The 14,981-nt window shown below is 40.4% G+C and carries 10 protein-coding genes and 1 tRNA gene; 10 read left to right on the top strand and 1 reads right to left on the bottom strand.

Features of this window, described 5'->3' with window-relative positions:
• The first annotated feature begins 56 nt into the window (after positions 1-56).
• The 5 genes from D0T20_RS00470 to D0T20_RS06355 all read left to right on the top strand — a co-directional run bounded on the left by D0T20_RS00470 (position 57) and on the right by D0T20_RS06355 (position 4,742).
• The gene (locus tag D0T20_RS00470; RefSeq protein WP_032815985.1) at positions 57-995 is read left to right on the top strand and encodes a DsbA family protein; all 939 of its coding nucleotides are present in this window, start codon (positions 57-59) and stop codon (positions 993-995) included.
• 107 nt (positions 996-1,102) lie between these two features.
• Positions 1,103-1,179 (top strand) — tRNA-Thr (locus D0T20_RS00465).
• Between the two features lie 467 nt (positions 1,180-1,646).
• Positions 1,647-3,110 (top strand): aggregation-promoting factor C-terminal-like domain-containing protein, encoded by a 1,464-nt coding sequence (locus tag D0T20_RS00460; protein ID WP_116438097.1) that lies wholly within the window; start codon positions 1,647-1,649, stop codon positions 3,108-3,110.
• Between the two features lie 3 nt (positions 3,111-3,113).
• Positions 3,114-4,004: a 16S rRNA (adenine(1518)-N(6)/adenine(1519)-N(6))-dimethyltransferase RsmA gene (gene rsmA, locus D0T20_RS00455; RefSeq protein WP_116438096.1), complete on the top strand. Its 891-nt coding sequence runs from the start codon at positions 3,114-3,116 to the stop codon at positions 4,002-4,004.
• A 114-nt stretch (positions 4,005-4,118) separates the two neighbouring features.
• Positions 4,119-4,742 carry a LytR C-terminal domain-containing protein gene (locus D0T20_RS06355; RefSeq protein ID WP_016801852.1) on the top strand — a complete coding sequence of 208 codons (624 nt, stop codon included), beginning with the start codon at positions 4,119-4,121 and terminating at the stop codon, positions 4,740-4,742.
• A 36-nt stretch (positions 4,743-4,778) separates the two neighbouring features.
• Here D0T20_RS06355 and D0T20_RS00445 read toward each other — a convergent pair whose 3' ends face one another.
• The gene (locus tag D0T20_RS00445; protein WP_050567582.1) at positions 4,779-6,248 is read right to left on the bottom strand and encodes a CCA tRNA nucleotidyltransferase; all 1,470 of its coding nucleotides are present in this window, start codon (positions 6,246-6,248) and stop codon (positions 4,779-4,781) included.
• A 42-nt stretch (positions 6,249-6,290) separates the two neighbouring features.
• Here D0T20_RS00445 and D0T20_RS00440 point away from each other — a divergent pair, with 42 nt between their 5' ends.
• From D0T20_RS00440 to trxB, 5 genes are all read left to right on the top strand, one after another.
• Positions 6,291-7,055 carry an NUDIX hydrolase gene (locus D0T20_RS00440; RefSeq protein ID WP_032815375.1) on the top strand — a complete coding sequence of 255 codons (765 nt, stop codon included), beginning with the start codon at positions 6,291-6,293 and terminating at the stop codon, positions 7,053-7,055.
• Complete coding sequence (locus D0T20_RS00435) at positions 7,018-9,375, top strand: DUF6049 family protein (RefSeq protein ID WP_116438095.1); 2,358 nt, start codon at positions 7,018-7,020, stop codon at positions 9,373-9,375. The genes D0T20_RS00440 and D0T20_RS00435 overlap by 38 nt, the downstream gene beginning before the upstream one ends.
• Positions 9,372-11,159: a murein biosynthesis integral membrane protein MurJ gene (murJ, locus tag D0T20_RS00430; RefSeq protein ID WP_116438094.1), complete on the top strand. Its 1,788-nt coding sequence runs from the start codon at positions 9,372-9,374 to the stop codon at positions 11,157-11,159. The genes D0T20_RS00435 and murJ overlap by 4 nt, the downstream gene beginning before the upstream one ends.
• 205 nt (positions 11,160-11,364) lie before the next feature.
• Positions 11,365-13,965: a protein kinase family protein gene (locus D0T20_RS00425; protein ID WP_116438093.1), complete on the top strand. Its 2,601-nt coding sequence runs from the start codon at positions 11,365-11,367 to the stop codon at positions 13,963-13,965.
• Positions 13,966-14,002: 37 nt separating this feature from the next.
• The gene (gene trxB / locus D0T20_RS00420; RefSeq protein ID WP_116438092.1) at positions 14,003-14,956 is read left to right on the top strand and encodes a thioredoxin-disulfide reductase; all 954 of its coding nucleotides are present in this window, start codon (positions 14,003-14,005) and stop codon (positions 14,954-14,956) included.
• Positions 14,957-14,981: the final 25 nt, after the last annotated feature.

Genomic DNA, 14,981 nt, shown 5'->3' with positions numbered 1-14,981 from the left:
CTTTTAGATTAATTGACTTACGTATGTTATTTGTAAAAATCAGGGGAAGGATAGGCATGCCTAACAGTAGCAGAAGCGCGCAAAATCAATCAAATCAAAATCTTCAAGCGCGCAAAGCTAAAGAATTACGCCAACAAACAATCGTTGGAATTGTTGTTGTTGTCATTTTAATTGGCATGATTGCAGCAATTGGAATTACAGCCCTTAACGCCACTAATGCGCAAAATCAAAAGAATGTCGAGCAAGCTCAACAAGCAAGACGAGCTGTTAAAAATCTTACGACTAATCAAAAGCCTAAGTACGCAAACGAACAAGGCGGAATTTTAATCAGCAAAAACGGCTATAACACAACGGCTCCAAACGCTCCGACTATAGCGGTTTATGCCGATCCTCTGTGCCCAGGATGCGGTAATTTTAATCGCGATTCCGATCAAATGCTTATTGCAATGATGAAAGCCGGCCAAATCAACCTTGAGATTCACCCAATGTCGTTCTTGGATAGAATTTCTAGCGACCACTATTCAACACGCGTAACTGGCGCAATCGCATACATTTCTTCTAACGACGACAATCCTTCGCACTTACTTCAATTTATTAACAACATTTTTGCAGAAGACTTCCAGCCAGAAGAAGGCGACGACTACAAGCCTGTTAGCAACAAAAAGCTGATTGAGCAAGCCATAAACGCGGGCGTTAGCGAAGAAGTGGCAAACAAAGCATTCAACAGAAATTATCTTGATTGGCAAAACGCTATTAATGCCGATACACCAAATCGCAAGGCTTTGTGGAATGTTAGCGGATCAAATAAGGGAGCTATGACAACTCCTACAACCACTATCAACGGGAAGCTGCTTGATATGGTTGAGGTTAGCAAGAAGAAGCTTAGTACACCAGATGCAATTCTTAAGTCTATTGGATTAGACAAGTCTAAGGTTGGAGTTGAAGGTGTTATGCCAAAGGTAACAGATAAAGATCAGCCAAATCCTCTTGACTAGTTCTTGTTGATTAGTGTGTTGGTTCCAAAAGTTGCACTTGGCAACGGGTGCTGATACACTAATCAATGTTTTGCTCGCGAAGATTTTTAACTAGCGTGCAAGAACTCGCCTCCTTAGCTCAGATGGCCAGAGCGGCCGCCTTGTAAGCGGCAGGTCGCCGGTTCGATCCCGGCAGGAGGCTCCATTTTATAGGCGTTTTGCATAACAAAAACAATCTAAATTATAAAAATCCACTTGTATGCATATTATGAGTCATAAGCATATAAAAAGTTTTTAGTGAATTTACAATAACAATAATAAGATAATAAGTCATAAATAAATTTATTGTATGATGAATCGTAAAGCTTACAAGAACAATTTATGCTGATTACTTCGCTTGAGTAAGTTCTCGGGAACCTTCCCCCAACTCAGGGTTTCCGAGCAAGAGGATGGAGCGTCCCCCAACCAGCTCCTCCTCATGGGGGCAGGACAAATCCCCTTCTCTCCTGCCCCCCCCCTTTACCTTTTATAGTTTTATAGTTTTATAGTTTAAGATTGATTCTTCTTAACGCATTTTTAATGAGTTAGATTATATGCTTATAGTCTTATTTTTTGGCTGATTGCAATCATTGCTATAATTAAGATTCAGTTTTGCGTTGAAAGTGAGGTTGAATGGCACGCAGATGGACGCCTCAGCGGTTTGTAATAATGAGAAGACTACGCGTTTTTATATGCGTTCTAGCTCTTGTTATTTCTAGCACTGGGATTTTTGCACTTTCTGCGCGCAAATCTATTGCTTTAATCATAAATGGCAAAACTAAAGTAGTAACAACTTATGCATCTACTACACAAAGACTTCTACAAGAACAAAAAGTACCAGTTAAAACACACGACCAAGTTATTAGTACTTCGGGAGACATATTAGCAGATCACGCAACTGTTACCGTTAGAAGCGCTTATCAAACATCCATTACAGTAGATGGTGTAACAATACCATTTTGGACTGTTGCAACAAGCATTGATCAACTAATCGGATTCTTCCAAGCAAACGCAGATCATGCTGCAAAAATAACTGTTAATTTGCAAAACATTTATAACAAGCTTACTGGTGGACTTTCTATAAACAAAAAAGGACCAGTCACAGTTATTTGCGATAACAAAACAAGAGTTGTTCCAGACGGAACACTGCCAGCAAGCTCAATTCTTGATTCTTTAGGAATAGTCTTAGGAAAAGAAGACCAAGTAACTGTTAGCGAAGAAAATGGAAAAACTTTGCTTCGCATTCTTAGAGTAACGCATGGAAAAGAATCTAGAAACGTTGTTATTCCATTTAGCACTATAAACATAAACGACTCAAGTCTTGCAATCGGAGCTAGAGTTATTAAACAAGCTGGCGCAAATGGCGAGCGCATAGATTTGTATAACGTGACTTATGTGGATGGCAAAGCTCAAAGTGCAACGCTAATAAAGCAGTCAATTGTTAAGCCGTCGATTGATCAAATTGTTGCAATTGGCGCAAAGTCTACTCCTAGAACACAAAACGAATCTAAGCCAAGCAAACGAATCAATAAACAAGAAGAAAACAAGAAACCAAATAGTCAAACTCAATCGCAAAAAACAAACACGAATCAACAAAATACACAAAACAAGAGCGCACAACAGGGCGCGCAAAATCAAAACATTCAACAAAACAATAACAACAATCAGCAAAATTCTAAGCAAACTGTTGAAAACTCACAAGCTATAAAACAAACACCTACCCCAACACCAACGCCAACTCCTGCACCTGCACCCGCACCCGCAGATAACCCAAACGGCATGGTTCATGCAACGCCCGAACAAGCAAAACTTTACGCTCAAGCAGCATGCGCACAACTTGGTTGGACTGGCGCAATGTGGGAAGACCTTGTTAAATTGTGGACAAAAGAATCGAATTGGCGCTGGAACGCAGAAAATAAAAGCTCTGGCGCGTACGGAATTCCGCAATCACTTCCAGCAGATAAAATGGCGAGCGCGGGAGCAAACTGGCATGAAGATGCATCAATACAAATAACGTGGGGCCTTAGTTACATTAGAAGTAAATACGGAAATCCTAGCGAAGCGTGGAAGCATTCACAAGAAATTGGATGGTATTAAAGTTTGGATGGTATTAAATTGACGAAAGATAATATTGAAAATCAACAAGGCCGTCTTCTTGGAGCAGCTGATATTCGCGCAATCGCAGCGCAAGAGGGCATTACGCCTACAAAAAAGTTTGGTCAAAATTTTGTTATTGACCCTGGAACAGTTAAGAAAATCGTTGCTGCGTCAAAAATTAATTCAAACGATTTTGTTATGGAAGTAGGCCCTGGTCTTGGCTCTCTTACACTTGCGATTCTTCAAGCGGGCGCAAATCTTACTGCTGTAGAAATAGATCCTCCGCTTGCTAAACGTTTGCCGAGTACTGTTAAAGAATTTATGCCTAATGCTTTAGAACGGTTTAATGTGATTCTTAAAGACGCGTTAGAGGTAAACGCTCAAGACGTTCCCGATTTAGCAAAAGCGGCGCACTTTACGCTTGTTGCAAATCTTCCATACAACGTTGCAACACCGATTATTCTTACTCTTTTAGAAAAATTCGATAATCTTACAAGCTTTCTTGTAATGGTTCAAAAAGAAGTTGCAGATCGCTTATGCGCGCAGCCTGGCAATAAAACGTATGGCACTCCAAGCGTAAAGTTGGCCTGGTACGGCACTGCTCAAAAAGCTGGTTTGATTGGCAGAAACGTATTTTGGCCTGCTCCAAACGTTGACTCAGCGCTAGTGTACTTTAAGAGAAACGATAATCCAAAAGGCAGCGAGCAAGAAAAAGAAAAAGTGTTTAAGATTATTGATGCAGCATTCCAGCAGAGAAGAAAAACGCTAAACGCAGCACTAAAGAGCATTGTTCCTAAAGAAGCCTACGAACTTTCTAAGATTGATTCAACAAGACGAGGCGAAACTTTAACTTGCGACGAATTTTTAGCTCTGTCTAAAGCTTTTAACAGTTAAAATACGCTTATAAACGCCGTCATGCATAGTAAGTAAAATAGCTAACACTTATGCATACGCATACGAGCGCACAACGCGCACAATACAAGCACACAGTACAGATCGGAAGTTAGCATGACGCAGTTTTACGACGAGCGACTAGCCCGAAGAGAGTTCATGTATCAAAGAAAACGATTTGTGCTATCGTCTGTTGCAATCGGAGTTGCAATTGCCTTTGTTTTAGCTCTTATTGTGCAATCGCATCTTTTTGGAATCGCTGCTCCTAGAACTCCAGAAGTAGACCCAAACTACGGCGTTCAAGCACCTTGTGCTATAAAAAACAAAGACGAAAATAAAGCGTCTTATATAGATAATCGCGCTGTTTCTATACGCGTTCTAAATGGAACAAAATTCCGCGGATTTGCGCGAGCAGTCGGGGAAGGCCTTAGAAATCGCGGTTTTAACTTAATCGAAGTTGGAAATAGCGAAACACGCGTTAAGCGCACAACAATCTATTTTGGGAAACAGTCGATTAACGAAGCTTATACACTAGTAGCCAATTTTAAGGACGCCATTTTGCGCATGGACGACCGTCAAGATAAGCTTATTGACGTTGTTTTAGGAGCCACTTTTAGCAATCTTCGTCCTAAAACCGACGTTCCTGCCGCTGGAGCTGCAATTAACGAGATTAGAGGCTGCGCAGCGTATAACACAATTAAGAATCTTCCAAAAGCTGCAAACCACAAGCCTATTCAGTAAGATTCTAGCTTACATAGACGCTTTGCGCGATTCGCTTTATTCAGCTTGACTTTCGTACCATTTTTTAAGCTCGTCAACAGCAACACTGTGCTCTACAGGACCATTATCTAGTCTATATTCCAGCATGTGCTTGTATGCTTTACCAACAATAGGACCAGGCTCCAAACCAAGAAGATTCATGATTTCATTGCCATCCAAGTCTGGACGAATTGCGTTAAAATCTTCCTGCTTTTTTAATTCGCGTACGCGATCTTCCATCTCGTCCATCGCATGCTCAAACATAAGCGACTTGCGCTTGTTTTGAGTAGTAGCATCTGCGCGCGTTAGGCGATTTAGACGCTCGTACAAATGGCCAGAATCCTTAACATACCTTCTAACTGCAGAATCCGTCCAAGGCTCGTCTACGTAGCCATGGAATCGCAAATGCAAATTCACAAGCTCGCTTACATCGTCAATAATATGATGGTCAAAATGCAAAGCTTTCATGCGCTTTCGAGTCATTTTAGCTCCAACAATATCGTGGTGATGGAAGCTAACTTTTCCGCCGTCTTCAAACTTTCTAGTGCGCGGCTTACCAATATCGTGCAAAAGAGCAGCAAGTCGCAAAGTTAAATCTGGGCCAGGAACCGCACCTTCGTCATCTGTTTCAAGCGCTATTGCGCGCTCAAGAACCATCATTGTGTGCTCAAAAACATCCTTATGCCTGTGATGCTCGTCGATTTCTAAGCGCAAAGCAGGAATTTCTGGCAAAACCCTATCTGCAATACCAGAATCAACCATTGCTTCAATTCCAGCGCGCGGATTTGCCGAAAGAAGCATCTTTGTTATTTCGTCGCGAACGCGCTCCGCAGAAACAATATCTAATCTAGAAACCATGCTCAAAATGGCCTCAGCCGTGCTTGCTTCAATAGTGAAACCAAGTTGAGCAACAAAGCGAACAGCACGCATCATTCTTAAAGGATCGTCGTCAAAAGATTGACGTGGATCTACTGGAGTTCGCAAAATACCTTTAGATAAGTCGCTTGCTCCGCCAAATGGATCCACAAATTCTAGACTTGGCACGCGCAAAGCCATTGCGTTTACAGTAAAATCGCGCCTAGAAAGATCACCTTCCAAAGTATCGCCATATTTTACTTCTGGCTTTCTAGAATCTGGATTATAAGCATCGCATCTGTAAGTTGTTATCTCTACTTTTACTTCGGTTCCGTCTTTTCTGCGCTTCAAAGCTCCAAGCGTGCCAAACTTTCGACCCATATCCCAAAAACCGTCATGACCCCAAGACCTAAGAAGTGGCTCAAATTCTTCTGGCTTAGCAGATGTGCAAAAGTCAAGATCGTGCGAAACTCTATGCAAAAGCATGTCTCGCACAGGGCCGCCAACAAGCGCCAACTCGTAATTGTGATCGGCAAATAATTTACCCAACTCTATGGCTTCTGGCCAAACTTCAAAGTTCACAGACACGCTTAAAAACACCCTTTCAGCAAAAATCAAACTACATTCCAGCATACCGTTACCCCAATGCACAGCGGATTGAGTAAGGTGGAGTGTATGGTTACTCCGAAAGACTTAAGACGCATGCTCGCCAGAGCCTCGGATAATCATACCCAAAACACTCCAAGCATTCGAGTTACTCCTCTTGATGTTGCTAGAATGAAAAGCAAAATTCAGCCACAACAAGCCGAAGAAGAGGAGTCGATTTTTGTTGATATTTCGGGCTTTTCGGGCAGCTACACTGTTGAAAACATTCATGTTAATATAACGGAATCCAGGCAGCAAATATCTTCTATTAATGCCCCTTCTCCTGCATTAATGCCTCAAAGAAGAGTTAATGACGGCCCTAAAACTTTTGCTTCTCTAGACGCACAGGATTTGCCTATTGTTCGAGAATATTCCGCTGGAGGATTAGTTTTTGACTCTCTTGGGCGTGTCGCGGTTATAGCACGGCATTCGCGAAGTGGCCACATGGAATGGTGTTTGCCAAAAGGTCATATTGAAAAAGGCGAAACACCGCAACAAACAGCAGTTAGAGAGATTCGCGAAGAAACGGGTATTCTTGGCGAAGTTGTTGATTCAATCGCAACTATCGACTACTGGTTTACTGGAACAAGCCAGCGTGTGCATAAACTTGTTCACCACTTTGCGCTTAAGTATGTTAGCGGCGAATTATCTGTTCTTGGAGACCCAGATCACGAAGCAGAAGATGCGATTTGGGTTGATTTTAAGAACCTTAACGACATTTTAAGCTACCCAAACGAACGAAAAATAGCATGGATGTATGCTAAAAAGGCGAATAGGCGGCAAAACCGTGATTAACGTTACCAATGTGATTAATGTGATTGATTTTTCAAAAAACCAGTTGCGTAAGTCGCAAAAAAACGCGTTTTTAAGACTTTGCGCAACCACAGTTCTAATGGCACTCTTGCTTGCGACTTTCCCATTCTTCTTCGCGCCAAAAATCGCGTATGCTAATCAGTCTTCCCTAAGCTCCTACTCTTTGTATAACACAAAATCCAAAGGAATTTCGCTAAAAATCGTAAAGTCAACTTCGATTCTTACAGATAAAAGCGGATACCACATTAGTCTTCTGCTTAAAAACAACAGTTCTAAAGATTTTCCAGAAGGCAAAATTCAAGTCACTTTTAACCCTTGGTACACTTTTATGTCTAGAACCGACTTGCAAAAATGGAGCCAAGCCGAGTCTAGGATTCCAACGCCTCAGCTAATAGGCGAAGTTAGTGTTCCAGCGCTTGCAAGCGGAAAATCTTATAGTGCGCAAATCGACGTTGATGCAAACAGTCAAAATCTTTCAAACATTATTTATTGGGGTCCAAAACCTGTTTCTATAACGTATTCTTCTTTAGATTTTAAGCATTATTATTCTGTTAAATCGTTTGTAACTCGAGCAAATATTGGCATTAAAAACGTTCAAACTCCGCCAATTAATGTGACTTTACTAATGCCAATAATCGCAAAATCTTCCGATTGGCGTTTTAACATTAGCAAGCACAATATTTCTCCTTCTATTAACGCCATTAGTGAATCGCAAGAAAATTTAGCAAATCCTACAACAGGCTCTGCAACAAGTTCTACAACAGGTTCTGCAACTAACAGAAAAATCAGACTTAGTAAAAGCAGTATTAAGCGCATTACTTCTTTGATAAATCTTGTTCAAAAGCATCCAAAGTTGCAAACAATAGCAGACCCAAACACTCTTAAATTTAGTGAACCAACATTTACACCTTCCGTATTTATGCAAAATAACGGTTTTAACATAAGCAGATATGCGAAATCTGAAAATCATGTTTCTTATAAACTAGCTGGAATTGGTTTAGATTCTTGGAGTAAAAAATCATCTGTATTAGAAAATTCAACAACAAAGCCGCTAAATCTTGATTCCTACGCTTTTCAAACAGGCGAAAAATGGACTCTACGCGCACTAGAACAGGCTGCCGCAAACGGATACAAAACAGTAGTGGCCACTAGCGGATTCGACCCTCTAGCAAACCGTTTTGCCGTAAAAAATGGTGTTTACGAGGTTCAAACATCTTCGGGAAGCGTAAAAGTGCTTTCTTGCCAAGAAACGCTTAACGAATTAATAAATGGACATTTTACAAGCGCTCAATCGGCAGCAGAAACTACTAGCGCAGGACTTCTAAACAGACTTGCAGCACAAAGCGCCTTCTACCAGATGGAACAGCCTTATATGCCTAGGCATTTGCTACTAACGTTTAGCCCAGATTCTTCTATACCTTTAATCGAATCAGTTGTAAGCATTCTAGAAAAATCGCCTTGGATTAGTCTTCTAGACATAAATTCTTTAACTCGCTCAAAAGCGATTACTAAAGAACACCTTGGATATAGCCCAGTTCCTAAGACGAGCGCAATCGAAGGAAAATCATTAATCGCAAGCAAATCTAAGATTAGCCAACTAGCTTCCGATAGAATGCTAGTAAACCAATTTATAAACAGCATTCTTGATCAAAATGAGCTTAATAACCATAAAACATGCGAGTCAGATGCTCAGTCTCTTGCAAAACAAAACGCAAAGTTAAAAATTAATCAAAACAGCAAAATCTGGAGCGAAAATCTTATTAAACTTTTTGACGCAATGGCTCAAAGAGAGCTAGATAATACGTTAAATAGCGCTAGCCAATCAAACAGTAGCGCTAGCGAATCGCAGACACAAACCAAAAATGGCACTCACGATTTGGCTAAAATGCTCATTTCTGGAATCAATATTATTCCTCCAAAAGACGTTACTCTTGTAAGCGAAACAGCAACCATGCCGATTACAATCAGCAACACAAACCCATACCCGATTAGCGTATATTTAACTGCGTATACCAATTCTATGGAAATAGTAACTAGAAGAAAAACACCAGTTAAAATCGCAGCAAATAGCGAATCCCAGGTGATTTTGCCACTTAGATCTACAACATCTAGCAAAGTTAAAGCCACTTTTTCTCTAGAAGATAGAAACCACAACGTTTTTAGTAGCACTAAAGAGACGGCAATCACAAGCACGCTGCAAATCAGCGATAAAAGCGGTACGATTATTATAATATTTGCTTTTGCACTTGGAGCTTTTGGACTTTTCAGGCAGTTTAATCGTAAAAAGGATCCAGACGAATGAATTCAGTAGGCCGCAACTCGATTATAATGGCAAGCGGCACGGCTGCTTCCAGAATAACTGGCCAGATTAGAACAATTTTGCTCGCCGCAGCCCTTGGCACAACTGGTTTGGCAGCAAATGCTTACCAGGCTGGGTCTATGATTCCTCAGCTTATTTATACGCTTGTTTCTGGCGGAATTTTCAACGCTGTTCTTGTTCCACAAATCGTTAAGACTCTAGAAAAACAAGATGCAAAAAATAGGCTAAATAAGCTAATAACATTTGCTATTATTCTGCTTTTAGGCGTAACCGCTTTAATGGCGATTGCCACACCTGTTTTAACATGGCTTTACGTTGGGTCTAACCCAGCAATGATTGCACTTACAAACGCTTTTACGCTGTGGTGTATGCCTCAAATATTCTTCTACGGCCTTTATACAGTACTCGGCCAAGTTCTGGCTGCTAAAGGCAAGTTTGCAATGTACGCTTGGAGCTCGGTTGCTGCAAACATTGTTAGCTGCACGGGATTTGGCGTGTTTATTGCGATTTTTGGAAAGGCAAGTAGGCAGCCTGCGCATTTTTGGAACAACACTACAATGCTTTTAACTGCAGGATTTTGGACTTTAGGTGTTGCAGCTCAAGCACTTGTTTTGTTTATTCCTCTTAAAAAAATCGGATTAAAGTATAAGCCAAGTTTTGGCATTAGCGGCATTGGCTTGCGCTCTATGGGACCTGTTGCAGCTTGGAGTTTTGCAATAGTGGCAGTTAGCCAGCTTTCTACAATGGCTACAACTCACATAACAACAAGCGCACCTTCTATAGCCGAAGAAACCTTGGGATTAAGCCAATTTGATGTTGCAGGAAACGCCACTTTCCAAAACGCATACACAATGTTTATTCTGCCATATTCGCTTATAGCTGTATCGGTTGCAACCGCTGTTTTTCCAAAAATCTCCAAGTCGATTGCGCAACACGATTTATCTACAGTTCGCGCAGATTTAAGCTCTTGCATTAGAAGCGTTAGCATTTTAATGTGCTTCTTTAGCGTTGCTTTTATTGTTATTCCAATGCCTATCTCTTTGGCTCTGCTTCCTTCAATTAGCATAAAAGAGGCGTACTTAATGGCCGATCCTCTTATGATGCTTTCGATTGGCTTGCCACTATCTAGCGCCTATTTGATTATTCAACGCACATTCTACGCTTTTGAAGACGGAAAGCATCCATTTATGTTTTGCGCAGCGCAACTTTGCGTAGAACTTGTTATTGTGTTTTCTTGCATAAAGTTCCTTCCGCCAAACTACTGGGTTAGCGCTTTAGCAGCAGCTGCATCATTTAGCTACATTCTTACTTTCCCTGCTCTTGTTAAAATGATTAGGTCTCGTTTTAACAATAATTTAGACGATAAGCAGCTTATTATTACTCACATAAAGGTGATTGCGGCTTCTATTGTTTCTATTGTTGTTGGAATTTTGACTAGAGAATTTATTTACAAATGGATTTCTTTAGATTCACCAAAGCTTCGTGGTGTTAATCGATGGTTGCTTGCGATTTTTGTTTGCGCAATTATAACTATTATTCTTGTAATCGTTTACGTATCTACTCTTTTGCTTTTAAGAACAAGCGAATTGGCGATCATTATTAATCCAATTCTTAAAAAAATCGGCGTAAAATGGTCGTTCTTGCTAAATCTTGAGCGCGCAAATGCTGTTAAAAGTAATGCCAAAAGTAATATAAAAAACGTTAGTGAAAGCATCGGCAACAATGGCAACAAAAATAATTCGCCTCGCGTTGTTCGTTCAAAATAGGCAAAAACAGTGCATAATGTGCAATAAATCGTCACAATACAAGTTGATAATCATAAATCAACACAGTGAGCAATAATTAAATCAAAATAATTAAACAACAATAATTGCAAAAATAAGGAGCGTTTACTAAATTCTTCAATTACAATAATTGATGGGATTTATTATTTACGCATATTCATTACTCATGTAGGAAGCCGGGGAGTAGATGAAACCTCAGTTGGGAGATATTATACTTAATCGCTACGCTCTAATATCACCTTTGCGAGAAGAAGCAGGCATTCAAGTATGGAAAGCTAGCGACCGCATACTTGCTAGAGATTGCCAGCTCTTTATTGTGCGCGACCGTAGATTCCTTCCCGAAGTAAACACAATATCTTCTACTCTTGCACTATCTAGAATCCGCAAATTTACGCCAGTTCTAAAAATTCACAACATAGATGATGTTGCAATTATTATAACTGAGTTGGATTCTGGAATAACTGTAGACGACTACATAAAATCACATAGCTCTACACTTAGCTACGAAGCTATACGCTCTATTGTTGCCGAAGCAGCAAACGCGCTTAGCAAACTTCTTGCATCTGGAATAACTCATTATGCTATTTCAACAAACACGGTAAGAATCACAAATAATGGAGTAGAGCTAGCTTGCGCGCCAATAAGCCCTCTACTAAAAGACGTTACTGTTGAATATTCAAAGCAAGATTCGCAAGACAAACAAGATAAGCCGAGTACTAAAAATAAGCAAGACGCGCAGGATTCACAGAATTCGCAGGATTCGCAAAACGAAAGCAAAAATCAAGACAAAAGCGAAGAACAGTCTAAAAACTTGCCACAAAGTGTAGAAAACATTGCAACACATCAGCTTTCTGCGCTTTTATATGCTCTTCTTACGCGCACTGGATACACGCAAAATAACACAGTTTTTAACGTTTCTAGACTTGCAGACGGCGTTCCTGGCGAATTTGTTATGATTTGCAAAAGAGGCCTTTCTTCTGCTAAAGATTCAAGCATTATTCCAATGGCATCTATTGGGGAGCTTCTTGCACTTTTAGGCACATATACTCCTGTTAAAAAGCTTAGCGAAAAAGATATTATTCTTAACAATAATGCAAGCGAATCTTCTATTCAAAAAGCACTACTTTTACCTTGCAAAGACGAAGATCTTATTGATTTTCCAGAAGGATTATCTAAGAACGAAGATTTGCTTGAAAACGAACTATCAAGTCAAGAATCTATTGGTATTTTAGATTCAAGTGATTTATCAATAAAAAACGAAGACGAAAAGCCTAACAAGTTTGGCAAAAACGCTAAAAATACTGGTCTTAAAAATGCAAGCAAAACCATTGGTGCTTTAAGCGCTTTGCTAAAAAGAAATGGTGATAATTCTGGGAAAAAACTTGATTCTTTGCCAGAGTCCGATTCAACTGGAACAGACTACGACTTCCACGATATTGCTGCAGCAGAAATGGCGAATATTTTAGCTCCAACTGAGCTAGACGCCGATGATTCAATTTTCCACAATTTGTCTTCAACATACACAAGCTTCCCTAGCTATTCAACCGATAAATCGCAAGCAAGCGAAGAGAATAAGGTTGGCGAAAATAAAAATAACGAGAATAGCAAGAATGCAAACATTGGCAATGATTCTACAAACGACTCGTACGCAAAAGAAAATGGCAATAAAAGCGCGTTAAACACTTTAGACTCGCTAACTTCTGGAAACGATTATTCACAAAAAGATGACTTATCTTCGCCACTAATGCCTAGAAGATTCGACTTTGAAGACCTTCTAAGCAGTAACACAAAACACACGGAGTTGCTTTCTAAGCCGCAAATCTTGCCATTAGAAGCCGAATCAACAGGAAGGGTGCCTGTTGTAGACAGCAATGGGCGTTTTGTTGCTCCTGGCGAAGAATCCGCTAGAGCATTGCGAGAAGAGGAGCTAGAAAACGAGGAATATGGCGATTACAGCAGCCAAAATGCTGGATTATTGTCTCACTCATCCATGCCTCCTAGCTTCCAGCCTCACGAGCATCAAGACGACTTAAAAGCAAAGAAATCTTCGAATCAAAACAATGTAGATATTGCGGATGCTAAGATTTTTGGAGGACTTTCAACAAAAGTCTTAGCTATTGGCATTGTTGCATTGCTGGTAGTTGTTGTTTTTGCAATATCTTTGCATAGTCTTTTTAACTCTCACGAAGCGCCATCAAACTTTGCAAAATCTAATTCTTGGGATTCGCAAAGTGTTGAAAATGTGCCTTTTGGAAGTCAAGGTGTTCTTTCGGAAGATAAAAGCGATTCATCTAAAGAAAAGCAACCAAGTAAGAACAATACGGGTAAGTCTGACGAAAAGAAGTCTGACGAAAAGAATAAGAGCAATAAGGATAATAAAAGCCTTAAAAACAAACATAAGAAACAAAATAGACGCAAGAAAGTAAAGCAAGTACCAAAGCCTAAAATGCCTACTAACAACACGCCTTACCCTATAGATATTCAGCAATTCTTGGAAGATACGGGCAATCAGCGCGGCTACGGCTACTACATGCACTTAACTCAGCCTCAAGAAGCATACAGATTTGTTGTTTCGATTCGTTCTTCGGGTGGGCATGGGTATTTGATTGCAAATTCCAAGAACGATCCTAGCGCTGGAGAAAAAGTTGCAGACTTTACCTTTGACGCTAGCGGAGTAACAGATGTAAAGTTCAAAAAGCCTATAACTGCGCAAGACTTTATCTTGTGGGTTCCACAAGGGTCTATACCAATGAATGGGCTATATATAAACTACGTTAGAATTTACTAAAAAATATTAAAACTATTAGGAATATTAGGAATATTTTATGAAAACTGTGCAAAAAAACGTAATTATTATTGGCTCTGGTCCTGCTGGATACACTTCTGCTTTGTATTTAGCGCGCGCTGGATACAGCCCTCTAGTTATTGCTGGAGCACTAACACCTGGCGGGCAGCTTATGAACACTACCGAAGTGGAAAATTATCCAGGATTTGCAGACGGCATTTTAGGCCCAGACTTAATGGAAGCAATGCAAAAACAGGCAGAAAAATTCGGCGCACAAATCTTGCTTAACGATGTTGTTTCCGTAGATTTTAATGGCGATTTAAAAGCAGTTACAACCGATGATGGTGTAACTTATACATCTAAGGCTGTAATCGTTTCTACAGGCTCACAAGTGCGCAAATTAGGCGTTCCAGGAGAGCAGGAGTACTCGGGCCGCGGTGTTTCTTATTGTGCAACCTGTGACGGATTCTTCTTTAGGGAAAAGCCTATTGTTGTTGTAGGCGGTGGTGATTCTGCTTTCGAAGAAGCACTTTTCTTAACTCGTTTTGGCTCTTGCGTAACGCTTATTCATAGGCGCGATTCATTCCGCGCGTCTAAGATTATGGTTGACCGCGCGCGCAAAAACAGCAAAATCAATTTTGTTTTAGATTCTGTTGTTTGCTCTGTAAACGGCGTGGATGGAGATGCACAATCTGTAACTGTTAAGAATGTTAAAACTGGCGAGACTCAAAATATTGAGGCAAGCGGAATTTTTGTTGCAATTGGCCACTCCCCATCTACAAGTTTCTTAGATGGTGCTTTAGATCTTAATGAAGATGGCACTATTGCTGTGCAAGGAGCATCTACTAGAACTTCAGTTCCTGGCGTTTTTGCTGCTGGCGATGTTGTAGATAGCGTGTATAGGCAAGCAATATCTGCTGCTGGCATGGGCTGCCGCGCGGCTCTTGATGCACAAGCCTATTTGAATGATTTAACTGATTTGAACGAACAATAGTTTTGTTCCACGTGAAACAATAACC

The organism is Gardnerella piotii (genome assembly GCF_003397585.1).
In the GTDB taxonomy this organism is placed as follows: domain Bacteria; phylum Actinomycetota; class Actinomycetes; order Actinomycetales; family Bifidobacteriaceae; genus Bifidobacterium; species Bifidobacterium piotii.
This window is presented reverse-complemented; position numbering and strand designations above follow the sequence as displayed.

Excerpts from the sequence above, each read along its gene's own strand:
- D0T20_RS00440 (WP_032815375.1), top strand. The coding sequence starts at position 6,291 with ATGGTTACTCCGAAAGACTTAAGACGCATGCTCGCCAGAGCCTCGGAT.
- D0T20_RS00435 (WP_116438095.1), top strand. The coding sequence starts at position 7,018 with ATGCTAAAAAGGCGAATAGGCGGCAAAACCGTGATTAACGTTACCAAT.
- D0T20_RS00460 (WP_116438097.1), top strand. The coding sequence starts at position 1,647 with ATGGCACGCAGATGGACGCCTCAGCGGTTTGTAATAATGAGAAGACTA.
- D0T20_RS00470 (WP_032815985.1), top strand. The coding sequence starts at position 57 with ATGCCTAACAGTAGCAGAAGCGCGCAAAATCAATCAAATCAAAATCTT.
- murJ (WP_116438094.1), top strand. The coding sequence starts at position 9,372 with ATGAATTCAGTAGGCCGCAACTCGATTATAATGGCAAGCGGCACGGCT.
- trxB (WP_116438092.1), top strand. The coding sequence starts at position 14,003 with ATGAAAACTGTGCAAAAAAACGTAATTATTATTGGCTCTGGTCCTGCT.
- D0T20_RS00425 (WP_116438093.1), top strand. The coding sequence starts at position 11,365 with ATGAAACCTCAGTTGGGAGATATTATACTTAATCGCTACGCTCTAATA.
- D0T20_RS06355 (WP_016801852.1), top strand. The coding sequence starts at position 4,119 with ATGACGCAGTTTTACGACGAGCGACTAGCCCGAAGAGAGTTCATGTAT.
- D0T20_RS00445 (WP_050567582.1), bottom strand. The coding sequence starts at position 6,248 with ATGCTGGAATGTAGTTTGATTTTTGCTGAAAGGGTGTTTTTAAGCGTG.